16 protein-coding genes are annotated in these 24,155 nt (G+C 39.2%); 15 read left to right on the forward strand and 1 reads right to left on the reverse strand.

From position 1 onward, the window contains the following. Positions 1-140: 140 nt before the first annotated feature. The 3 genes from HQN83_RS24810 to HQN83_RS24820 all read left to right on the forward strand — a co-directional run bounded on the left by HQN83_RS24810 (position 141) and on the right by HQN83_RS24820 (position 2,984). Positions 141-488, forward strand: a complete 348-nt coding sequence (locus HQN83_RS24810; protein ID WP_246254584.1) for an ISAon1 family transposase N-terminal region protein — start codon at positions 141-143, stop codon at positions 486-488. A 98-nt stretch (positions 489-586) separates the two neighbouring features. Further along, positions 587-1,720, forward strand: coding sequence for an ATP-binding protein (locus HQN83_RS24815; RefSeq protein WP_173094395.1), 1,134 nt, complete (start codon positions 587-589; stop codon positions 1,718-1,720). 304 nt (positions 1,721-2,024) lie between these two features. Then, a complete protein-coding gene (locus HQN83_RS24820) occupies positions 2,025-2,984 on the forward strand; it encodes a DUF4932 domain-containing protein (protein WP_173094397.1) in 960 nt (319 codons plus the stop codon). A 323-nt stretch (positions 2,985-3,307) separates the two neighbouring features. Here the strand turns inward: HQN83_RS24820 and HQN83_RS24825 are convergent, their stop codons facing one another. Further along, complete coding sequence (locus HQN83_RS24825; protein ID WP_173094399.1) at positions 3,308-3,718, reverse strand: patatin-like phospholipase family protein; 411 nt, start codon at positions 3,716-3,718, stop codon at positions 3,308-3,310. A 289-nt stretch (positions 3,719-4,007) separates the two neighbouring features. Between HQN83_RS24825 and HQN83_RS24830 the strand changes: the two genes are divergently transcribed. From HQN83_RS24830 to HQN83_RS24885, 12 genes are all read left to right on the forward strand, one after another. Beyond that, entirely contained in the window at positions 4,008-4,577 is a 570-nt protein-coding gene (locus HQN83_RS24830) for a hypothetical protein (RefSeq protein ID WP_173094401.1), read from the forward strand. Positions 4,578-5,752: 1,175 nt separating this feature from the next. Next, positions 5,753-6,358 (forward strand): RNA polymerase sigma factor, encoded by a 606-nt coding sequence (locus tag HQN83_RS24835; RefSeq protein WP_173094403.1) that lies wholly within the window; start codon positions 5,753-5,755, stop codon positions 6,356-6,358. An 86-nt stretch (positions 6,359-6,444) separates the two neighbouring features. Beyond that, on the forward strand, positions 6,445-7,608 hold the full coding sequence (locus HQN83_RS24840) for a FecR family protein (protein WP_173094405.1): 1,164 nt from the start codon (positions 6,445-6,447) through the stop codon (positions 7,606-7,608). Between the two features lie 221 nt (positions 7,609-7,829). Then, entirely contained in the window at positions 7,830-11,492 is a 3,663-nt protein-coding gene (locus HQN83_RS24845; protein ID WP_173094407.1) for a SusC/RagA family TonB-linked outer membrane protein, read from the forward strand. Between the two features lie 17 nt (positions 11,493-11,509). Beyond that, positions 11,510-13,327 carry a SusD/RagB family nutrient-binding outer membrane lipoprotein gene (locus HQN83_RS24850; protein WP_173094408.1) on the forward strand — a complete coding sequence of 606 codons (1,818 nt, stop codon included), beginning with the start codon at positions 11,510-11,512 and terminating at the stop codon, positions 13,325-13,327. Positions 13,328-13,580: 253 nt separating this feature from the next. After that, positions 13,581-13,829, forward strand: a complete 249-nt coding sequence (locus tag HQN83_RS24855) for a hypothetical protein (protein ID WP_173094409.1) — start codon at positions 13,581-13,583, stop codon at positions 13,827-13,829. 72 nt (positions 13,830-13,901) lie between these two features. Beyond that, positions 13,902-15,023, forward strand: a complete 1,122-nt coding sequence (locus tag HQN83_RS24860) for an ROK family protein (RefSeq protein WP_173094410.1) — start codon at positions 13,902-13,904, stop codon at positions 15,021-15,023. 584 nt (positions 15,024-15,607) lie between these two features. Continuing rightward, the gene (locus HQN83_RS24865; protein ID WP_173094411.1) at positions 15,608-16,213 is read left to right on the forward strand and encodes an RNA polymerase sigma-70 factor; all 606 of its coding nucleotides are present in this window, start codon (positions 15,608-15,610) and stop codon (positions 16,211-16,213) included. 84 nt (positions 16,214-16,297) lie between these two features. Next, positions 16,298-17,461, forward strand: a complete 1,164-nt coding sequence (locus HQN83_RS24870; RefSeq protein WP_173094412.1) for a FecR family protein — start codon at positions 16,298-16,300, stop codon at positions 17,459-17,461. A 279-nt stretch (positions 17,462-17,740) separates the two neighbouring features. Beyond that, positions 17,741-21,097, forward strand: a complete 3,357-nt coding sequence (locus HQN83_RS24875) for a SusC/RagA family TonB-linked outer membrane protein (protein ID WP_173094414.1) — start codon at positions 17,741-17,743, stop codon at positions 21,095-21,097. Between the two features lie 4 nt (positions 21,098-21,101). Further along, positions 21,102-22,898: a RagB/SusD family nutrient uptake outer membrane protein gene (locus tag HQN83_RS24880; protein WP_173094416.1), complete on the forward strand. Its 1,797-nt coding sequence runs from the start codon at positions 21,102-21,104 to the stop codon at positions 22,896-22,898. A 314-nt stretch (positions 22,899-23,212) separates the two neighbouring features. Next, positions 23,213-24,155: beta-galactosidase (locus HQN83_RS24885; RefSeq protein ID WP_173094418.1), on the forward strand; the 943-nt coding region annotated here is incomplete at its 3' end.

The raw sequence follows: 24,155 nt of genomic DNA on the forward strand, positions 1-24,155 counted from the left end.
TCTGGTAATAATAAACTGATAAGGGTTTCTGCAGCTGCGCTCAAAATGAAAATTGTCGTTTGATTTACAATCGCAAAAGAAAGAAATTATTTTCTTCCCCCCAAGAATTCCGCTTGATCCAGTAAACCCTGGTCAGTTTATTGTTACCGGAAGGTATTCTCGATTATTTTGAATTAACGCAGGTAGAAAAAGAAGGTAAGATGTTGAATATCTACCTTGAGGAGAAAAATATAGCCCCCGATGGCTATTTCAACAAAGACCTTGAGTTCAAAGGATTCTTTCCAGAGGTCAGTATTCAGGATTTTCAGATGCGTGGTCAAAAAGTCGCTTTATGTATTAAACGACGTCGCTGGACGGTTAAAAATAGCGGAGAGATCATCAGCAGAGATTGGGATTTAGTAAGGAAAGGGGCACGAATGACAACGGAATTCGGTCTTTTTTTTAAAAAAAATATTTGGATAATCATCCGATCAGCTGCTATCATTTAGGTCATTATTTATTATTTACTTAATTTTTTTGTAAATTGCGTCAGTGTAATGACTTAATTTACATGAATTACGTCAGTCGTGTGACTAAATTATCAAAAATGAATATACCAAGATTAGCGCAGCAGCAAATGGTTGCAAAACTAGGTACTCAAAAAGTGCTGATGTTGTATGGTACCCGTCGTACTGGAAAAACCACTATCATTGAAAATATTGTGAGCAAATATCCCAATGATACGCTTTTACTTCAGGGAGAAGATATGCAGATTTCGGAAATTTTGCAGCGTCGGACAATCGCAAATTATACTCAACTGATCGGCGGTAAGAAAATAGTGATTATAGATGAAGCGCAAACGATACCTGAGATCGGTAAAATATTGAAATTGATGATTGACGGGATCAAAGGTATTACCGTCATTGCAACTGGTAGTAGTAGCTTTGATCTGGTATATGCAACTGGAGAGCCGTTAGTTGGAAGAAACATCATTTATCAATTATATCCAATCGCTCAAACAGAATTGTCAACCGTTGAAGATTATATAACTACTGCAAGAAATTTAGAGCAAAGATTGATTTATGGCAGTTATCCGGAGTTGTGGCATTTAGATAGTTTACAGGAAAAAGAGAATTATTTGAAACAAATGGTCAGCAGTTATCTGCTTAAGGATTTATTGACCATAGAAAATGTGAAAGGTGCAGATGTGTTGTACAAATTATTACAAATGCTCGCCTGGCAAGTTGGAAGCCAGGTAAGTACAGTAGAGATTGGAAATAGTTTACAGTTAAATAAAATTACCGTAGAACGATATCTTGATCTATTGAGTAAAGTATTTATTATTTATCCCTTAACAGGGTATAGTAACAACTTGCGCAAAGAAGTAACTAAAAGTAAGAAATGGTATTTTTTTGATAATGGATTAAGAAATGCACTGATCAACAATTTTAGCCCTTTAAGCCAACGCAATGACATTGGGCAACTGTGGGAGCAATATATACTGAGCGAAAGGATTAAAAATAACACCTATAACGGTCATTATCCTCAATATTTTTTCTGGAGGACTTATGATGGGCAGGAGGTAGACCTGATAGAATCTCATAATGGGAAACTACATGCATTTGAATGCAAGTGGAAAAATAACAATGCGAAGAAACCAATTGCTTTTGGGAAAGCTTATCCTGATGCTTTATTTACCATATTAGATCAAGAGAATTACTTGGATTGGGTTACGAAATGAAAATATTGTCCGGTCCTATAATGTGATTTTTAAAGGAACGGTCTGATACAGGTTTCATTTTACAGTCAACAAAAAGCCAGTCCTATAAAGTTAGTCCTTTACTTTGAACGCAAGATATGAGGATAATCCCATGTGGGATAACGATTTTTATGGTAATTACTGCACATAGAATCAACGTTGAAGATGTGTTAAATACCTATTTTTCATGTTGTCAATATACCTTCTCATGTTTGTAGCAACCCTCAAATCCTCAAGAAATTGGTGTGTTCGGAATGCATCTGGGAGCACAAACAAAGTTTCCCATATGGGAAAGGTTCTTGCAAAACATTTTTCGAAAGCCTTTAGAAGTTCTCTGAAGGCTTTTTTGTCTCAAATAGACCGATTTACAGACAAATTGAATCAAGTGGATTTTTTGTACCTGCCTATCGAGCAATCGATGAAAAGCCAAGGTTACTGGCAATGGGGGGTTACAGTAAATGAACACGTGGTTAGGGCTGCAGTAACTAGGATAGCAGCTCAATTTTATGGTAATGCGTTTGGCTTTACTAATTTTTATAAGCAGGAATTCGGGAAGCGCTTTATTTACATAGATGTTATAATAGATAAATTGGCTTATTACGAAAAGCATCGTGAGCAATACCCCACGTTTAAAAGCTTCGTGCCTATACTTCTAACTGCGTTTGAAGGCATAAACAAAGACACCATTTACAGATTACAGGAAAAGGTAGAAGAGTTCCGAAAGCCTGAGGTCGCTAAAATTCCAAAGCCTTATGATTTCGCTCGTGATAGTACAACCTATTTTATCTTGGGTACTCATGAAGCGAACGAGGACGTTCAGGCATCTCTGAAAGCATTCGTCATAAAATACCGGAACATGATCTCCAGTAATAGCGTAATCATAACTGACGAGGAAGCACTAAAAATGCCGTTAGCTAATAGTGACCTCGTTATTTTTGGAACGCAAGAAGGCAACATATTTCTGAAGAAATATATTGACCGAATGCCTGTGAAGATTTTAAAAGACAGGGTGTTGACCGACAAAGTATTGATGGGTAATGATTATCAGGTAGTCACGTCATGGGTTAGCCCATTTAATGCAAAAAAAGCAATGGTTATTTATACGGCTCAAAAGACAGAAAATATTAATAATTTTGACTTTTCACCTGTGAAAGACCAGTACCATTATTGGGTTGCTAAAAATACAATTACAATAGATAAAGGAGATTATAGTAAATATTTTCAAATGTGGATGTTTAGTTTTTAGGGATTTCTAGTATTAAAATCCCCTCCTTATTTGAACTAAATAGTAAATCCCATATGGGGAAATCGGAATGTGCAAATTTCCCATATGGGATGGCATTCTTGATCTAAAACGAGTAGGATTAAAAAGCCAAAAATCATAGTTTGGGAAACTTTGAACGCGTATATCTCATGTCGTCGATATACCGTCTTATTTCCGCGACTACCTTCAAATCTTCGAAGAATTGGTTCGTTCGGAATATATCCTGGGGCACATCCAAAAAATCCCATATGGGATTTTTTTTTGACATTAATTTTCTCCTATAAAAATAAAAGGGCTTTCAATTGTTATAAGCGGGGTCTGCCATTTTTTAAAGGAAGTTCCACTAAATAATTCCTGTACTCGTCTTTTTCTTCAATATTGATTTGGTTTAAAGGGACGCCGTTGCTTAGTACACGCTCCCATGAAATATGCTTAACAATATCTTCCAATTGCTTGCCGGTGTACCCCATGGCATATAAGCCACCAACAATGCCGCCCATACTGGTGCCTGTAACGTAATTTACTTTTATCCCTAACGAGTCAATCTTTTTAAGCAGACCAATATAAGCCAATCCTTTGGCGCCACCACCGCTTAGGGTCAGGCCGATTTTTTGAGAAGCCTTATATTTGATGTGTGAAGCCGTTTGTGCGAAAGTTCCAAGACTATAACATAAAAGAATGCCTACAATTACCAGTTGGGTTACTTTTTTCTTCATCTGCGCACAGGTGGATAGGGATTAATGAACTTAGCGTCGAAGATATATAATTCTTGGACTAGAAGGTGCATATTTTCTGACCAAAAACCTTGGGATCGGAGCTGAATTTGCCGTTAACAGTTTTCCTGGAATTTCAGCAATGAGATTCCCTCTTTTTTATTATCTGATAATATTGACATCAAAATCCTAAGAATCTTGCAGAAAAATGCTACGCAGGGTAAACTATCCGATATGAGATTTTTTAACGCTGCTTTTTAAAATTTGCTAAATTTGGGAGAAAATTTAAAACATGAAAAAAATATTTCTCGTAACTTTATTAATGAGTTGTTTTACGCTGGTTAGGGCACAGAAAATAGAAGTTTATGGAGCTTATGGAATAGGCTCTGCGCAGGAAATAGTAGATGGTCTGTCTGATATGGCTACTTCATTAGGTTCTGCAGGGTTAGTAGGCAGTAGCACTGACCATCGGTATGGGCCAATCATGGTAGGTTTTAATTACTACCTGACCCCGCGTTTGAGCGCTGGTGTATTATATTCGAATACGTCATCAAGATCAGCTATTTCCGGTGCAAATACTGCTGACTCGTATTATAAAAATACTTATAATGTTTTTATGGCTAGAACTGATTACCGATATGTGAATAAGATAATTCAGTTATACTCAGGGATTAGTGTAGGTACATCGTTTGCTAAAACCAAGCCCGACAATGCCTCCAATACTAAAACAGCGAGTACCACGGATATTGCTTATCAAATCAATGCTTTCGGTATAAGAGCGGGTAGAAAGATAGGTGCTTTTGCGGAGTTAGGTTTTGGGTATAATGGTATTATAAATCTGGGCGTTTCGGCGAAGTTCTAAAGTTTATTGACCAATCCTTGGTGCTGCGATCGTTGCAGCACCAATAATAGTTTGCCCCCTTAACAATAAATGATACGAAACAAAATCATATTCTTTTTTGCAGAGCTGAGGGTAAAGAGCAGGAACCCGACGAATTTAGCGCCTTAGAAACACCGCCTACCTATTCAAAAAGTAATGACTTAGACATGCATCTCAATGTATAGTCGGGCATTTTTTCCGGGTTGTTGCATTTTGTTTTTATCCTTTACACCAATTTACTGAGATAATTGAGCTGATCAGTACCTATGAAAGTTACTCACGTCTCGAGCTGAAAGAAACGGCAGCTCTTAAACTAAAGCTTGAATCTCGCCGTGCAGCTTTGTGTGGCAGGAAAGAATAGAGAAACTACGATATATTTTTCCAAAAGCAGATTGATGAGCTCAAGCTTTAAAGGTCAATACTTCACCTTTGAGAAATATGAATTCGAGAGTTTTTTGCTATCGTATTCGGAACCCAACCTTAGCGAGTTTGATACTTCAAATTACTCTACTAGAGATGAACTCGTTTTTCAACATATCTCTAGTAGAGATAATGTGATTTTTTATACACATAAAAAACACCCTACTAGAGATTGTGTTGCACCATTTGAATTGAATTGTTTAGCCCTTGTATGAAACCATTATCGGCCAAATTTCACTAAAGAGCCTATTTTTATCCTTTTTTCTTTTCAAGGTTCGCTTGTATTTTAACGAAAAATCTCTACTAAGGGGTTCCTGGGCAACCAACTCACTAATCCGTGCAATTTTCCTTAAATCATCAATGTTTTTTTTGAGTTCAGGTCGAAGGGGAGCACAAAATCTTTTCAATTGATTTTTTAAGGAGTTTGTTGCTGCCACTCAGGCTTTGCGTCGACTTAGGATTTGAGGCTAATTTACATTAACGGTATCACATATGGAACCATTTTATTAAATATTACTAAACATTTGTTTCGTAATATTGTATTTTAAAAGCTTTTAATTGCAATGCGAAAGACAAGTTCTGCTGTTATAATGAAAGTTTAGTTTTGCTAAACAATACTTGATGAATCATGGCCAATAAAATTTTAATTCGATTTATTTGGTAAATATTAAGGAAATTATATACAGATTTGTTTAGTTTAACTATACCTACCAAATACTTCCAAATAAAGGGCGAACATGAAGATGACCAACAAGAATGATGATTTGTCTCTGCTGCAGAAAGTAGCAGGAGGTGATGAGCCGTCATTTAGTTTGTTGTTCAACAAATATCGGGCAAATATCTATACAACTGCATTAAGAATCACGGCAGATGAATGGATGGCCGAGGAAATTCTTCAGGATACTTTTTTAAAGGTATGGCTTAACCGGGAAATGCTTCCTGATCTGGAGAATTTTGGAGGATGGTTACATACCATTGCCAGGAATCTAACCTATAATTCAATAAAACAGGTTCAAAATGAGAAGAAGAAACTTCTTAATGCAGCTAAAGAATCAATTTCAGTTTATTACAGGCAGACCGATTACTTAGCCGAAGATAAAGAGTTTGCGCACATTTTAAGGCTGGCAATTGAACAGCTCCCTCCAAAACAGAAGCTTACCTACCAGCTGATCAAGGAACAGGAAATGAAACGGGATGAAGCAGCACAGGTTTTAAATGTATCTTCTGAAACCGTGAAATGGAACCTGGATCAGGCAATGAGAAGTATTCGTGCTTTTTGCATGGTGTATTTGAAAGATGCCCCATTAATTGTTGGGCTATACATTTCTGCAAAATATTTTTAAGTCTTACCCCCCAAAGTCTTTTTGTTATTGTCTATTCTTTTTTAACCAGATATAATGCTGTTACAAGCATTTAAGGAGAATTCAATATGGACGCAATCAGACTTGAATATTTAATCGGACTTTCAATTGATCAGAAAGCTTCTGCCGAAGAGCTGGCAGAAATGGCTGAGTTGATGGCCTTACCAGAGCACGAGGAGCTGGTTAAGGAATTGCTTTTTAAAGCTTATGAAATGCCTAAAAATGAGGTGGATATTGATCCGGAAAAAGGAGAAGCCATACTTCAGGCAATTTATCAGACAACCCCTGTTTCAAAGAAGCCGGTAAAGCTGCCTTTATTAAAATGGATTTCAGTAGCGGCTGCAGTCTTACTGATCGCATCAGTAGGGATTTTATTCTTAACTCATAAAACGAAACCGCTTCAGCAAATGGCATCAAAGCATAGGCACGTCATTACGCCGGGAGGCAACAAGGCCATGCTGACTCTGGCCGACGGATCTAAAGTTGCGCTAACTGGGGGAGCAGCAGGCAAAGTAGCCAGTCAAGGTGGGGTACTGATCACAAAAACAGCTAAGGGGCAATTAACCTATATTAATACCGGTTCGGCTTTGTCTTCGAATGGTTACAATGTGATCGAGACCCCGAAAGGGGGGCAGTATCAGGTTACCCTTCCTGATGGAACCGGTGTTTGGCTTAACGCAGCATCTACTTTAAAGTATCCGGTAGTATTTGCAGGGGGAGAGCGTAAGGTTGAACTGAATGGGGAGGCTTACTTTGAGGTTGCCCACAATAAGAAACTTCCTTTTAGAGTGGTAAGCAACCATCAAACAGTGGAGGTGTTGGGCACACATTTTAACATCAACAGTTATCAGGAGGAAGGCATACAGAAAACTACCTTGCTGGAAGGAAGTGTAAAGGTTTCTGTTTTAAAAAGTACTTCTATCCTTAAGCCGGGCCAGCAGGCACAGGTTTGGAAAAATAAAACCATTGAAGTTTCTATAGTAGATACAGAAGAGGCTGTGGCCTGGAAAAACGGTTATTTCAGGTTTCACCGAGAGGATATTGAAAGCATCATGAGAAAAGTATCCAGATGGTACAATGTGAATGTGGAATTTAAAGGGGGCATTTCTGATGAGAAGTTTAATGGAACCATTTCGAGAACTAAAAATATAAATCAGGTACTGGAAATGCTGGAGACGACCAATGCTGTTCACTTTAAAATTGAAGGAAGGAGGGTTAGTGTGATGAAGTAGTACTACCCATCAATAATCCAAGAAAGCCAGGAACCGACACTAATCGAAATCCTGGCCTGGTCTGGAATATCTGAATAATTTAACAATTAATCTTAACTGTGTAATGCCAGGCATCTCGACAATGAACGGGCTAACACGTAAACCAAACTGAACAAATGTACAAAATTTGGAAACCAAACTTATGCGCTCTTACCAGAGGCGTAACAAAACTCCTATTGGTTATGAAACTGACCATTTTATTATTAACCACAGTGATTTTACAACTAAGTGCGAACTCGTTTGCGCAAAAAATCACCTTGTCTGAAAAAAATGCGCCCCTGACCATGGTGTTTGAAAAGATCAGAACACAGACTGGGTATGATTTTTTAGTTACCGAAACAATGCTTAAAAATGCCAAACCTGTAAGTATTCAGGTAAACAATGAAGAGTTTTTAGAGGTGTTAACAAAGGTGTTCGAAAATCAGAACCTTACTTTTGTGATCAAGAGCAATTCTATAATTGTGAAAGACAAACCGTTCTCGGTAATGTTCCCGCGATCCATAACTGAAATGGTGATAGATATTTCGGGGAAGATTGTAGATGAAAAAGGCCTGCCCATACCTGGGGTTACCATAAAGGTAAAAGGTTCGGGCATTACTGCCATTACCAATGGGGAAGGTAAATTCTCTATTTCAGCACCACAGGGGAGTATTCTTCAATTTAGTTACATCGGATACAAAAGCAAAGAAATTACAGTCGGCGCTTCTTCAACAATAAACATCAGCATGGAGCCGAGTAGTAATGCCTTACAGGAAGTCACTGTAGAAGGGGCTATGGGTATCCAGAAACTCGATAAGAATCTGGGTTATTCTGCTACCCGTGTAGGGGGAGAGGAAATAAATCGTACCAACACCGTGAATCCTATCGCTGCTTTGCAGGGTAAAGTTGCCGGGGTGAACATCAACGTGATGAGCGCTGCCGGTGTTCAGACTTCCCCATTCATTCAGATCAGGGGAGCAAAAGTCCTAGGAAATCAACCTGGACAGGCAAATAATCAGCCTATTTTTGTGGTAGACGGAAATGTTTTAATGAACAATCTATCGGATGCGGATAATGCAGATGGTGGCTCACAGTTAAAAAACTTAAATCCGGATGATTACGAATCAATTACGGTGTTAAAAGGTGCCGCTGCCACTTCCATTTATGGATCCCGTGGCTTGAACGGTGCAATTGTAATTACAACCAAAAAAGGTAAAACAGGCTCAGGATTGGGCATCGAAATCAATTCTACCTATCAGACGCAGCAAATTTATAAAAGCCCAATGGCTTTTCAGAATGTTTACGGCCAGGGTAGTGCATTAACACGGGAAGGTAATTTTGCCGCTGATGGTACTCAGGCCCAGACGGTTGGTAGCTGGGGTCCTGCAATGGACGGAAGTCTGCATCCTGTTATTTTTGACCCAGCCCGTAAGACAGCCTATTCTGCGCAACCCGACAACTGGAAAACCTTCTATCAAAATGGTAGTTACGTCAACAACAATATCGCTATCGGTGGAGCAAGTGATAAATTCAATTATCGTTTATCGTATTCTAATAACTCAAGTAAAGGAATGCTGCCCAACAACGGTTTGAAGAGAAATTCATTTGACCTGAAAGTTGGTGGTGAAATCAATAAAGTATTTTCAACTGATTTCGGTATCTCTTATGCAAACACAAAGACCTCCAACTATTTTTCGCAAGGGAGGTATTACTACGGTGGTGGGCAGAACCTAGCCTTTAATACTTATTATTTGCCAAGAAACCTGGACATGCAGGACTGGTACAATACTTACCGCAATGCCGATAATTCCGTAAAACCGGGTGCATTCGGTAACTTAAGTAGTGTGGTTAACGCATTTTCAAGATTTGACAAGAACAATTATACAAAAAGTGAAAATTCGGTTTTGGCTTATTTACAGTTAAAAGCGCAGGTAACGCCCTGGTTAGATTTATCGTCCAGAGCAAACATCAACTACCAAAAAACCTTCGGTGAAGAAAAGAACTATGGTAATGATAAAGACAATCGAGGGGGCTATTATGGCGCTAGCGGTTCTTATTCAACTGACTATACGCTCTTATTTATGGCTCATGCGGCTAAAAAGGCATTCAATGATGATTTGAACATCGATTTAAGAATTTTTAACGAGATTTACGGGAACAGGCTGTCTGAAAATTATGGCGCCAGTACCAACGGAGGACTGGCCGTACCTAATCAATTCTTTTTAGGAAACTCTGCATCAAATATTCAAAATAACATTTACTATAATGCAAATGGGGATGGCCCTAGTTATCCGAACCTGCTGACTGTAGGACTGGCAGGGGTACTGAACTTAAACTACAAAGAATATTTTAACCTGGAACTATCAGGACGTAATGACTGGTTATCCACCTTAACCTATCCTGTAGATGTTACTGGCGGAGCCAATAATAATACCGTTTTTTATCCTGCAGTTAACCTTTCGTATTCTTTTTATGATCACTTTAAGGCGAGCATGCCAGGCTGGTTGTCTTCTGCTCGTTTGAGAGCCTCTTTAGCTTACGTCGGCAACGCGGGTGTAGCTGGAGCGTTCTCTACCGGAAACGGGTATTCTCCTACCAATATATTTAACCAGAATAACCAATCTGTCGGATCGGCCAGCCAGATTAACGCAGATGTACGACCAAATTTAAATTTGAAGCCTCAGCGACAACGTTCATGGGAATTCGGAACGAATTTTGGCCTGATTAAAGAGCTGATCAATGTTGATTTTACCTGGTATAAGACCAATACGATCAACCAACTGCTGAATCTGCCCGCTGTAATGGAAACCGGATACAGCAAATTATTTATCAACGCAGGTAATATACAGAACAAGGGTTTAGAATTGTTGGTGAATTTCACTCCGCTTAGAGGTAAAGACTGGGGCCTTGACTTCGCTGTAAATTTAGCGCAGAATAGAAGTAAAATTGTATCCTTTGGTAACGGAATTAAGGAATGGGAACTAAGTGGTGGATATGATGGTGCAAACGTTTATGCCTATGAAGGAGGAGAATTTGGTGTGCTGACCGGAGAAAACTGGGCAACCGGAAAAGTAGATTCAAAAACAGGTCTTCCCTTAATAGAGGTAGGTAGTATTCAGGAAAACACGAATCCAAATGTAAAATACAGGATGCAGGACTACAACCTGGTGACCAATGATGGTGGGGCTGAGCCTAGGATTAAAATCGGAAAGGTTGAACCCGACCTGGTTGGAGGTATTACTGCGAATTTAAGGTATAAGAATTTTAGTTTGTTTGCGCAGGTAGATGGACGATTTGGCGGATCAGTTTATTCAGAATCTTACAGCTATGCGATGGGACAGGGTACATTGGAACAAACGCTTGAGTTTCGCGATCAGGCACACGGTGGTGTAATGCGTACGGATTCCTACAATGGTCAAACCCGGTACGATGGGGTAATACCTAATGCGGTATTCAATGAAGGTCAAATGAGTCCGCTTAAACCAGGTGTCAGTATTGCCGGTAAGACTTTCAAACAGGCATACAATGAAGGTTTAGTGGAGCCTTGGAAAGCATCTTTATACTACAATACTTTTTATGGCTGGGGTACCAACCTGAACACCAATGGCTCTGTGACTAAAAACTCATGGATCATGCTACGCGAAATTACTTTGGGATACAAATTGCCCAATGCTATTGCAAACAGTGTTCATTTAAGAGGGGCGAGGATCAACTTTACAGCCCGTAACATTGGTTATCTGTATAAAACGCTGCAGGCTGATCAAAATCCTGAATCTTTGCAAAGTAATGATCCTTTCAGACCCTACATCACTGGCGGAGTTCCATTCTATCGCAATTTCGCCGTATCGCTTAACCTCACCTTGTAATACCTCAATCATAAGACATGAAAAAGATAAATAAATATATAATCGTATTATTTGCATTATCAGCCTTGAGTCAATCCTGTAAAAAGGAAATGATCGAGCTGAATACAAACCCAAAAAAATTAAATGATGTTGCGCCAGAATTCTTATTTACAGGGGCCACACTTGATATTAATATAAATGGCAGAGACCGCTCAGCAGCGAGGTACACCACATCCATGAAATACATGCAGTACGTTACGCCTGAAGGCGCGGATGCAAATGGATTGGCTGGCGCATACTGGGATCCCGGAAAAAACACTGGGCCTAACCCGGGTTTTGTCTATTATGAGGATTATTATACCGGTGTTGGCAGAGACATGAATCGCATTATCGCTAAGATTGATGATATGTCTGATGCTGAAAGATCTGCTTATCAGGGCTTGAAAGCCATTTGCTCAATTGTAGACACTTACCATGCCTGGAGAGTGGCCGATATTTTTGGTGCAATGCCTTATACCCAGGCATTTAATGCCGTTACGTTTCCATTACCAGCATATGATTACGATTACAATCTGTATACTGTATTTGACCAAAAGTTAAAAGAAGCAGCTACTTTAATAAAGGATAATCCAAACGGCCAGAAAAATATTAGCGCCCAGGATTTATTTTATAGTGGTGATTATAATAAATGGCTGGCCTTTGCCAATACACTACGGATAAAAATTGCGCAGCGATATGAAAAACGGGATGCTCCGCATTTAACTACTGTATTGGCCGACATTGCCGCTAATTTTGGTAGTAATATCATCTCTACTACAGATGGCTCATTTGGATATAACCAGACCAGAGATTGGAATAATAATGTGGATGACATTAACCTTATTTTGTTTGGTTTTAATGCTGCTTATCCTTTTGTAGAATACCTGAAATCTACTAACGATCCAAGAATTAAGTTTATGATTCGCGAAAATGATTTTGGAACCAATTATTCTGGTTATAAGAATGTACAAGAGAATGGGGATGCTGCGGCTAAGGCTGCCTTGCTGTTGCCAGAGAATCAGCAAAGATATTGGGGGAAACATACATTTCCAGCTTCAGTAGATCCAGGTTATGGCGCTTATGGTGCCAATCGATTTAAAACATTTACGGTTACTGGCGGAACCCAAAACTTAGGTTATCTATCGGCCATTCAACCTAGGTTATTTGTGAAAAATGGTGGTTTTGGTGGTTTTGACGCGAGGTCGTCCCGCGCTTTAATGCACGATGATGAATCTTACGTGGATGGCGCTACAATCAAGATGAGAACATTCTATTTGAACTATGCTGAAACGTGTTTTATGATGGCAGAAATTGCAGAAAAAGGAGGCAATGGACTGGGTAAATCTGCGCAAACATGGTTTAATTTAGGCGTTCAGGCATCTTTTGATCTGTACAAACAGGTTGCGGTAGCTACTAACGTACCTAATGCAACAAATGTCGTGATGGGAGATTTCAGTTCTAAACTACCTTACACAGGTTTACCAAGTATTTACTCCCAAGCCTGGGTGAATTTTTTAATGCAACCGGATGAAGCTTGGGCAATGTGGAAACGTACCGGCTACCCCCAGTTTACTGACGTTAGAGCAGGAAACAATGGTAAGATCGGGGACGGATCGGGAATTGCATATCTGGAGAGTTTATATGATGGGAGTAAAAACTTACTTATCCCTAGAAGAAATTCTTTGAATTTAACTTCAGGATCTGAACCAAATAGGGGTAACTATGATAACGCGATTAAAGCGATGATCAGTAAAGACCCTGCTTATGGAACGGGAACAACCGATACAAAAGGACGCATTTGGTGGGATAAACAATAAAAGATCATATCCTATTCTTAATAGGTTGGTAGTTTGGTTTAAGCCGCCCGGAAGGGCGGCTTTTTTCAAAATAGGAAAAAAGATTAAAAACGAAAGGTCCGAAAGACAAGCTGTAGCAGCACAAGACAGTGAATAAAAGTGAACACACTGTCCATAAATGGACATTTTTATTTTTATTTTATAATGTAAAATACACATTATCAGATGATTGTTGTTGGTGTGTGAATTGCAAACAGTTGCCGTAAAATTGTAAATGAACATTAAAATTCCAGATTTAGTAAGGCAGGTGAAGCAACAGCAAGTGGATGTGAACTCTTTACAAAGAAATGCTTTGGATAAACAAATCTTAGAAAGTATACTTAGCGTTGGCGTTGGTAATCAAAATTGGCTCGAAGAACAACAAGATCAATTTGCACCAGGGAATAAAGGGCCGAGGATATTGAGCAGTCAACGGTTTACGGGGTACTTTACTTTGGGTGGAATTTTTATAAACAAATATTAAGCAGTGGCTACTACGATAAAGAAACATCAAAAGCTAAGCAATGAAATAATAAAGCATTTGTATTATAACAAAATGCTAACGCTTACAGAATTGAGTGTATTGAGTAATAAAAGCTTACCTATGGTTACGGCTATTGTTAATGACTTAATTGATGAAGGTTATGTTTGCGAATCTGGTTTGGCACCGTCAACCGGAGGGCGCCGGGCATCGACGTTCCTCTTAAATCCTGAGAAAAAGCGCTTTGTTGTTGCAGTAGCAATGGATCAGCTGGTTACTCAAATGGCTATTTATGATTTGTTAAATGAGGAACAAGGATCTATACAGACCCTTTCACTTAAGTTATCCGACGAAGAACAGGCTTTTGAGAAACTAGTGCACTTTATAAAAAATAATATCTCTGAATCAGGCATATCAAAGGAGAACCTTCTTGGGGTGGGCATAGGGATGCCTGGATTTATCAATGCCAGAAAGGGTGCTAACCACAGTTTTTTTAATTTAAATGATGGCGGTACGCTGGCTAATTCTTTAAATAAAGAACTTGATCTACCTGTGTTCATAGATAATGATTCCAGCCTTATTGCTCAGGCAGAATTGAAGTTTGGTGTCGGTAAAGGTTACGAAGATGTTATGGTGGTTAATTTTGGATGGGGTGTTGGTTTGGGGATGGTAATTAACGGGAAACTCTTTAGAGGACACAGTGGATATGCCGGAGAGTTTAGTCATATCCCACTATCTAATACCAATAAACTGTGTTCGTGTGGAAAAAGAGGGTGTCTGGAAGTAGAAACATCCCTGCTTGTGCTCGTCGACCGCGCCAGAACAGAAATGGCAATGGGTGCGACATCGAGAATGGAAAGCCTATTTGCTGATGCCAGACAACTTGCCGGCGATCATCTTTTGGCGGCTGCCAAAAATGGCGATCCATTAGCAGTTTCAATTCTTTCAGATGCGGCATTTTTAATTGGCAAAGGATTATCAACACTTATCCATATCATGAATCCTGAGCTTATCATACTGGGTGGAAGAGGAGCAATGGCCGGTAAAATATTAATGGCACCGGTACAACAAGCCATAAATGAGTTTTGTATCCCACGATTGGCGGAGCATACTACTATTGTCGTTTCTGAAATAGGTCATATGTCTGAACTTCTTGGTGCAGCAACATTAGTTATAGAAAACTGTGAGTTTAAATGAAAACTTATAAATACCAGATGAAGAGGCTTGTTAAGAATTTAATAACTCCATGTGGGAAATCAAGTCTTTGCAGATTTCCCACATGGGATGACGATTTTCATTGTAATTACTGCACTAATAATCAATGCTGAGGATATGCTAAACGCGTATTTCTCATGTTGTCAATATATCTTTTTATGTCTGCAACAACCCTCAAATCATTAAGGAATTGGTGTGTTCGGAGTATATCAGAGGGCACGTTCAAAAAATCCCATATGGGATTTTTTTTTGAGAATAATTTTCTTCGATAAAAACAAAATGGCCTTCAAGTGTTTTTGGAGGCCTTTTTGTTAAACTTTAAATTAAATGAAAAATCGATTTCGAAAGAAAAATAGTTAGTTAATTGAAAAAGAATCGACTGCAGGGCTTCCCATATGGGAATTTTTATCAAAAAACTGATAAAACTGTCAGATTGATAGACCTTTGTATTCCCTTAGAAAAATATGTAATATGTTTGGCAATCGATTGTTATGTGCAATATTTTTTTTACTTTAGCTATGTTTATATTGGGTTGATTTAAACCATAGGGATAACGAAAGTATAAAATGACTGTTTATTGCTCACTTACGGATGATGAACTATTCGGGCTTTTTAAGTCCGGAGAGAAGTCCTGTTTTGATCAAATTTTTAAGCGTTTTTATAAATCTCTTTGTCATTTCGCTCAAAGTATAGTCGGAGATAGGGATAAGGCAGAAGACGTCGCCCAGGAAGCGCTCATCTCGCTTTGGCATAAACAGGACGACTTTAAAACACTGGCAAGTCTACGTTCTTTTCTTTATGTCTGTGTGCACAATTCTTGTTTCAATGAGTTGGAAAAAATGAAAGTCCGTACGAAATATCAGGATTCTTTAATTCAAGGAGAAATACAATCCGATACTACTATATTAGAATCATTAATTCAGACCGAAGTCGTGAGAAGGCTATTTTTGGCTGTTGATACCTTGCCAGAACAATGCAAGAAGGTAATTTCAATGACTTTTCAGGATAACAAAACACCGAAGGAAATAGCAGAAGAATTGAATGTAAGTGTCAGTACAGTCAATAATCAGAAAATGAGAGGGATTTTACTCCTACGTAAGAAGCTATCTAACGAAGATCTTACTATTGCCATGGCTATATTGTGCATCGGGGGCGCCCTGGTTCACGTTTAAAAAAAAATATTTTTAATTCCTTTAGATAGAATCAAAGTCTTCCTGTTCTATATGTAATTGCCCCTAAATGGGATGAATTAGCGTATGAGCAAAGAAGAAATTAATAATTCATTACAAGTAGCAGATCTGATTGCAAATTATATCAGTGACCAAATCACTGAGCCAGAGCTTCAGTTACTTTTGGCCTGGATTGAAGAGCTCCCTGAAAATGGGATTGTCTTCGAAAAAATTTGCAACGAGAGAAATTTAAATACGGTAAACTTATCATTTAAAGCATACGATGAGGATTTAGCTTTGCAAAAAGTGAAAACTCGTCTGGGAATAACTCATGCTGAACCACCGATAGGGAAATTACCAAAGTGGATCGCTGCAATAGCTGCTGTAATTTCGTTAATTGTCTTTACTGTTTATCTATTTAAAAATACAGCTCACCTTAATAATGACAAAGTTAATCCCACTATATCAAGTAATGTTATAGAACCAGGCAGGAATAAGGCAACGCTTATTCTTGACAATGGCAAAAGGATAACACTCAGTGAGGCAAAAAAAGGAGTCTTAATAGATGCTGCTCAGGTTAAATATAGTGATGGGAGCAAGGTCAGTACTTTTGATAAAACTACACCAATGACTATTTCTACCCCGCGTGGTGGAACCTATCAGATTACTTTAGCTGATGGAACACGGGTTTGGCTCAATGCATCCTCAAGTTTAACTTATGTCCCTGCGCTAACAGTAAATGGAGAACGTAGGGTGAAACTTGATGGAGAGGCTTATTTTGAAGTTGCAAAGGATAAACTGCATCCTTTTGTGGTAGAGAGTACAGGCCAAAAAGTAAGGGTATTAGGTACTCACTTTAACATAAACGCTTATTCGGACGAGAAGGATACTAAAACTACGCTGGTCGAGGGGAGAATAGACGTTAACAACGTAATCTTAAAACCCAACCAACAATCCATAATGTCTGATCACTCAAATCGACTGGAAGTAAAGGAGGTAGACCCATCTCTGGCAATCGCCTGGAAGGAAGGTGAATTTAAGTGCAGAAGGGAAAGCTTGGAAAGTTTGTTACGAAAAGTAGCCAGATGGTATGACGTTGATGTGGTATATGAAAATGAAACTGCAAAACAGCAAACCTTCAGTGGGACGCTTAGCAGAGCCGATGACTTCCAAAAGGTTTTAAAGCGTATCGCACTAACCGGTGAAGCAAATTTTAAAATAGAGGGAAGAAAAGTGATCGTGATCCGCTGAACTAAATAAGCTTAATAAATAAACCAAACATAAACCAAACTTTAACACCATGAGCAAAAATTTACGATGTTGACCTGAACGTATAGGGGCTAAATAAAAAGGCATGAAAGTTTCTGACACTTCCACGCCTATAGTTTGAGCAACCCTCGCCGATCAAAATCGGCAAAAAAAAATCTACGACAATTCTTTGTATTACCCAAACCATGCAAATTTATGAATTTAATTGTTTTAAACAATGCAGCCGGCTTACGATTCCGGCTGCGAAAAACCTTATTAGTGATGAAGTTAACAACACTAATGCTTATACTCAGCCTGATGCAGGTCAGCGCATCAAGCCTGGCCCAAAAAGTAAATTTGGTAAAGAAAAACGCTAGACTTGACCAGGTTTTCGCTGAAATTACCCGCCAGACAGGATACAATGTATTTTACGCGGATAAGAAAATTAGTGATGAAAAGAAAATCGATGTTGATTTTAAAAATGCAACCTTAGATGAGGTAATGAAAACCATCCTTAAAAATGACGATCTATCTTATGTTATTGAAGATCAAACGATCATTATTACTGAAATTCAAAGAAAAACTTTCCCAAAGATACTCTCCGGTTTTAGTATAAATCAGAACGTCAAGTTAAAGGGAGTGGTAAAAGATGAAAAAGGTGAACCCCTTCCTAATGTATCCATAAAAGAAAAAGGCACTTCAAACGGAACCTCGACAAATAATAATGGTGAATTTGCCATCGAAGTGAAGGACAATTCATCCATTTTACTTTTCTCCATCATTGGTTTTTCTAAACAGGAGAAAACGGTGGACGGAAATTTTATGACCGTAGTAATGAAAGAAGAGGTCTCTACCTTAGATGAAATGGTAGTTGTGGGCTATGTTGAACAAAAGAAAGGTCTTTTAACCGGGTCGGTAGCCACAATGAAAATGGATGAGAATCTGACTACAATTCCAACTACTGCAGTAGGGAATTTGCTTGCAGGTAAATTGGCAGGTGTAAATGTCAGTACTCCAAATGCGACACCGGGTGCTACACCAAGTATAAAAATACGTACCGAGTCATCGTGGAACACCCAAGATGTACTGTATGTGATTGATGGGGTTGTCCGCGGGGCCGGTGATTTCAATAACCTGAGTCCGAACGAGATTGATAACATCTCCGTTTTAAAAGATGCTGCTGCAGCGGCTGTATATGGCGCCCGTTCAGCTGGAGGTATTATCGTTGTAACCACAAAACGAGGAGCGATCGGTAAACCTACTTTTCAATATTCATTCGGCTATAGTGCTGACGCACGCACAAAAAATCAGGAGTTCACCTCCGCAGTAGAAACGTTTGAATTAAATAATAGGATCAACGGTACTTCCACAACCGCGGATTTCTGGTCACAGGATGATATTAACTATCTTAAAGGAATCAATAATGGCTATGGTTATGATCACTTGAAAGAAGCTTGGGTAACACCAACCACAATGACACACAATTTCAGTGTAAATGGGGGAGGCGAGAAAGTCAAGTATTTCGCCAGCGCAGCTTACATTAAACAGCAAGGTTTTCTGGACCCAATGCGCTATGATCGCCTGAATTTACGCGTGAACACAACTGCTGAGATCACTAAAAATGTCGAAGCGTTTGTAGGTTTTTCATTGTCAAATGCAAGACCACAAAGTGTAGATCCGGAGTTCAATTCAGAGGGTACTTATCAAAGTCTATTAAGTGATAATCCGGGAACTCCTTACTATACTGATGGAGGACAATTATTAGGATCCGGTAGCTGGAACTTAATGTCTCGGACAGACGGTAGCAGTGGGTATTATAAAAAGGAAAATCTGGATCCAACATTTACGACCAGCATAAATTATAATATGCCTTTCTTAAAGGGGTTGAGTGCCAAAGCATTATATGGAAGAACCTGGCATTATGAAATAACCAACAGGTTTTTAACCACATATGATATAGCAACAACTCGTTTTATCGGCAATTCCACACATATTTTTTCAACCGCTGATGCCGATATTACCGGGTACCACAAAGCAACTTGGCCATCAAAGGATGTGATTGAACGCTATGCTAACTGGAACGGTTCCCAACAATTAAATTTCCAGCTGAATTATAACAATACTTTCGGAGAGAAACACAATGTTTATGGATCATTGGTCTCTGAATGGAGCGAATCAAGTGGATCTGGTGTGTCTGCAGGTCGTGAAACATTTCCTGTGTATCTGACAGATCAGTTTTGGGCGGCAAGCTCTGACCGTAAAGATACCTATGGTGATGGTGCCACCGATTGGAAAGAAGGTCGTAGATCTTATATCGGGCAGTTCGGATACAACTATGATGAAAAGTATTTATTTAATTTTTCTTTCCGTGAGGATGGATCGATGAAGTTCGCTCCGAATAAAAGATGGGGATTCTTCCCTGCTGCTTCAGTTGGATGGATAGTATCCAAGGAGAAGTTCTTTAATGTACCTTTTATAGATTTTATGAAGTTTAGAGGTTCAGTAGGATTAACCGGGAATGACGCAGTGGGTGGATGGCAGTGGCAATACTCATATAGACAGGGTAACTCATCCTATTTGGGAACAGACCCTTCAACGAACGCAGGGATTAAGTATGGAAGTGTTGTTAATCCAAATTTAACCTGGGAGAAGGCGCTTACCTACAATGCCGGTGTTGATATAAATTTTGCAAAAAGATGGAACATGTCACTTGATTATTGGCATAGAGATTCTTACGATATTTTAGGTGACAGACAGACGACTTTGCCTACTACTTATAGTCAATCGATGCCAAAAGAGAATTACGGTGAAATGTCGGCACAGGGATTTGATTTGTCTCTTGGTTATAACGGAAAAACCAATGACCTGAGTTATTTTGCCAGAGCCACTATGTCCTATGGATGGAATAAAGTCCTTAAACAGGATTTCGCACAGAATGCTCAAAGTATTGATATAAAGCAAGGTAAGTCAAGTAATTACATTACAGGTTATGACTATTTTGGAATCCTTAAAACCCAGTCTGATCTGGATGCATTTAATGCTGCAAATCCAAATTATAAGGTTGATGGTAAATCTCCTGAGTTAGGAATGATGGTGTATAACGATTTGTCGGGACCAAATGGTACTCCTGATGGCGTCATAGATTCATGGGATAGGGTGATACTTCGATCGGAGAACTTTCCAGTTGTGTTTGGACTGAATCTGGGAGGAAGCTGGAAAGGCTTCAGTTTGGATATGATGTTCTCCGGAAGATTGCGCGAATGGAAATCCTTTATCGATTTGCAGGAAGGCGCGGAATGGCATCGCATGTGGAGAGATTGGTATACAGATAGCTGGACTGTTGATAATCCCGGCGCTACCTTGCCAAAAAGACAGCCCTATAACCAAGGAGGTACCTATAGTAAAACGAGTACGTTTTGGTATCAAAGAGCTGACTTCATGCGTTTGAAATACCTGACTTTAGGGTATGATATTCCAAAGTCTGTGTTTAAAGGAGCATTACAGAATGTTCGTTTGTTCCTTTCTGGAACCAATCTCTTTGTAATTAGCGGTTTTGATCAATATGACCCTGAAATGGGGTCAGGAAAAAGATTTCCTATAACACGGTCTTATAGTTTTGGTGTTGACGTAAAATTCTAGAATAATGAAATTCAAATTCAATATATTTTTCGCGTTAGTTTTGGCGCTTGCTGGATGTACTCGTCTGGATTATAAAGATAACAGTGCAATAAGTCCCGAGAATGTGTGGACAAATAAAACGATGATTACTGCCTATGTGAATGACATCCAAGGCGGAATGATGCCCGGATGGCCGGTAAATGCAAATGGCACCGACGAAGGGATGAATGGACCCAAAGACATGGGATCTTATACCAGAGGACAACTATCGATAGAAAACTCAGGTTATGGACTGAATTACTCCAACATTGATAAAATTAACTTTTTCCTGGAGCAGGTAGAAACCGTGCCGGCAAATGTACTCAATGATGGAGAGAAGAAAGGGTTAACAGGTCAAGTACTCTTCTGGAGAGCCTGGGACTACTGGGCCAAGGTGAAAGAAGTTGGTGGAGTACCACTAATACTAAAACCACAGGATGTAAGTAATTTCGAATCTCTGCTGGTTAGCCGAAATAGTACGACGGATTGTGTGAACCAAATTTTGGCGGATTTAGATTTGGCTATACAATATTTACCCGCAAAGTGGGATGACAATCAATATGGCCGCATTGACAAAGGCGCAGCAATGGCGTTTAAAGGGCGCGTCCTGTTGTGGTTTGCCAGTCCTTTATTCAATTCTTCCGGTAATAAAGAAAGATGGCAGAAGGCATATGATGCGAATCTGGACGCCTTTAACTTTTTAACCAGTAATGGGAAAGGCCTTTATCAAGGGAAGTATGCGGACATCTGGTATAAAGAGCGTAACGAGGAAGTCATTATGGTGAACCAATTTTATTTTCCAGATCATGCATTTAACCAATCCAGTATACATCCAGAGCCTTTTTCAGGTGGTAGTGCAAACAATAATGAAGCAATTCTTCCACTTTTACTGGCATTTCCAAAGGCCGATGGATCCAAGTTTGTAATGGATTTGGATCGCTTGGCAAGCGATCCTGTGTATAACCAACAGATGGTGAATGATTTTTATATGAATCGTGATCCTCGCTTCCATGATGTGATTTTTTGTCCTGGTACAGTTTATCCTACTCAAGATGATTTTGTTAAGGGACAAAGTTATTGGAATGCCTGGCGGACTGAGCCGGATGCAGGTTCAACTTCAGGATTCAGGTATATTTCTTTAGTTCTAAATCAATTGTCTACTGGAGTAGGAAGCAGCAGTACGGAATACTGGCAGCTAAAAGGACTGGACCGTTCTTTAACAAGGGCTTTGTTAGGTCAGGCATCCACAGATTGGATTGAGATTCGCTTTGCAGAGGTTTTGCTGAATTTAGGTGAATGTGCTAACGAAGTAGATAAAAGCGCTGATGCTCTTGATGTTTTATATAAAATTAGGAAAAGAGCTGGCATTCAATCCGCTGATGGCAAATATGGAATAACAGCATCTTCAAAAGAAGAAATTCGCCAGGCTTATATGGATGAGCGTTTTATTGAACTTGCCTACGAAGGAAAGCGTTGGGGAGACTTACGCCGATGGAAAAAGTTTGATCTTTTGAATAAAATTAAATATCGCTCTGGATTACATGTGGTGTTAAAAAATCAGACGGATCTAAATAATTTTGATTGGACAACTGATATGTATACTCCAGAGATTCGTAGCAAATTTAGGTTTGACTTTATCAAAAATATGGATGGCGATGATAGTTACAATTTTAATCTGGACTTAAACCATTGGTTTTATCCTTTGAAAAAGGATGACTTAGATCGCAATTCCAAATTACAACAAAACAAAGAATGGGGCGGAACTTTTGACCCGTTACAATAGGTGAAGTAAAGGGGCTGGTTAGAGCCCCTTTCTATTGGATTCCATATCCATAGTACTGGAAACGAATTAATGAAGTAACAGAAGTGTATAATTACGCTGTCTAATGGATTTTTATTTGGCAAAAATAACGTCAAAAATGGTCAAAATAGTATCTGTAAAAAGACCAATAAAGTTAGTCCTTTGAAGTAGCCATGAAGAGGGGTGAATTAAATGCAAACCCTGGGTTCTACATGAGAATAATGTTATGTTTTTGAAAATCATTTTTTTGTTGGATGTCCATGGCTGGAATAATATAAAAAAAATATAAATTGATAATGATTAAAAAGTTAAGTTGGAATGTGATTGGGTTGATACTCTTTGTGTTCCTGAATATAAATAGCGTTGTATGGGCCCAGCAATTAACAACATCATCATTGCCTGTAAAACAGTTTGCTCATCCAGATCGCATCCGTTATGATGGCTCATGCATGAGCATTGAGGGGAAGGATGTTTTTATATATAGTGCCGCCTTCCATTATTTCCGTTGTCCGCAAGAGCTGTGGCGTGATCGTTTCCGAAAGATCAAGGAAGCGGGATTTAATACCGTGGAAACTTACATTCCCTGGAACTGGCATGAACGCACAATGCCCTCAGGACTGAACGATAATTCCAAATTCGATTTTAAAGACCTGAAAGCCTGGTTAAAGATGGCTCAGGATGAATTTGGGTTTTACACCATTGTACGTCCAGGACCATTTCTTTGTGCTGAGTGGTCGGGCGGAGGTTATCCCCGCTGGCTAGCCAAGCTTGGTCCAGGGAAAGGCGATTTGTGGTTACGCAGTGCCGATCCTGAACATATCAAATGGTCTGTTCATTGGTACAATGCGGTTTCTAAAGTATTAGCCCCGGAACAGATTAGCCGGAAGAAGAAGGGACAGAAGGGAATTATTATGTTTCAAATTGAAAATGAATACGATGCACATGGCACTAAAAGCAAAGAAATTTTTCTAAAAGCTTTGTATCATTCTTATAAAAACAATGGCATTGATGTACCCTTGTTTACCTGCCTTACTGCCCAAACCAGGGCCAGTAAAGACCCTGAATTGTCGCAGGTATTCGATTGCGACAACTATTATGTAGCCAATCTAAGTGATGCGCCAAGTTGTGCCCGCCGGATGTATGATCTTCGCAAAAAACAAATTGATGCTCCTGGCTTCGTAACGGAATTACAGGGAGGTTGGTTTTCTTTGGTAACCGGAGCACTGAGTGAAGAACACT

Origin of the sequence: Pedobacter foliorum (assembly GCF_013266735.1) — a bacterium.
In the GTDB taxonomy this organism is placed as follows: Bacteria; Bacteroidota; Bacteroidia; order Sphingobacteriales; family Sphingobacteriaceae; genus Pedobacter; species Pedobacter foliorum.

Excerpts from the sequence above, each read along its gene's own strand:
- HQN83_RS24850 (WP_173094408.1), top strand. The coding sequence starts at position 11,510 with ATGAAAAAGATAAATAAATATATAATCGTATTATTTGCATTATCAGCC.
- HQN83_RS24855 (WP_173094409.1), top strand. The coding sequence starts at position 13,581 with ATGAACATTAAAATTCCAGATTTAGTAAGGCAGGTGAAGCAACAGCAA.
- HQN83_RS24875 (WP_173094414.1), top strand. The coding sequence starts at position 17,741 with ATGAAGTTAACAACACTAATGCTTATACTCAGCCTGATGCAGGTCAGC.
- HQN83_RS24830 (WP_173094401.1), top strand. The coding sequence starts at position 4,008 with ATGAAAAAAATATTTCTCGTAACTTTATTAATGAGTTGTTTTACGCTG.
- HQN83_RS24865 (WP_173094411.1), top strand. The coding sequence starts at position 15,608 with ATGACTGTTTATTGCTCACTTACGGATGATGAACTATTCGGGCTTTTT.
- HQN83_RS24825 (WP_173094399.1), bottom strand. The coding sequence starts at position 3,718 with ATGAAGAAAAAAGTAACCCAACTGGTAATTGTAGGCATTCTTTTATGT.
- HQN83_RS24870 (WP_173094412.1), top strand. The coding sequence starts at position 16,298 with ATGAGCAAAGAAGAAATTAATAATTCATTACAAGTAGCAGATCTGATT.
- HQN83_RS24815 (WP_173094395.1), top strand. The coding sequence starts at position 587 with ATGAATATACCAAGATTAGCGCAGCAGCAAATGGTTGCAAAACTAGGT.
- HQN83_RS24840 (WP_173094405.1), top strand. The coding sequence starts at position 6,445 with ATGGACGCAATCAGACTTGAATATTTAATCGGACTTTCAATTGATCAG.
- HQN83_RS24820 (WP_173094397.1), top strand. The coding sequence starts at position 2,025 with ATGGGAAAGGTTCTTGCAAAACATTTTTCGAAAGCCTTTAGAAGTTCT.
- HQN83_RS24860 (WP_173094410.1), top strand. The coding sequence starts at position 13,902 with ATGCTAACGCTTACAGAATTGAGTGTATTGAGTAATAAAAGCTTACCT.
- HQN83_RS24835 (WP_173094403.1), top strand. The coding sequence starts at position 5,753 with ATGAAGATGACCAACAAGAATGATGATTTGTCTCTGCTGCAGAAAGTA.
- HQN83_RS24880 (WP_173094416.1), top strand. The coding sequence starts at position 21,102 with ATGAAATTCAAATTCAATATATTTTTCGCGTTAGTTTTGGCGCTTGCT.
- HQN83_RS24845 (WP_173094407.1), top strand. The coding sequence starts at position 7,830 with ATGAAACTGACCATTTTATTATTAACCACAGTGATTTTACAACTAAGT.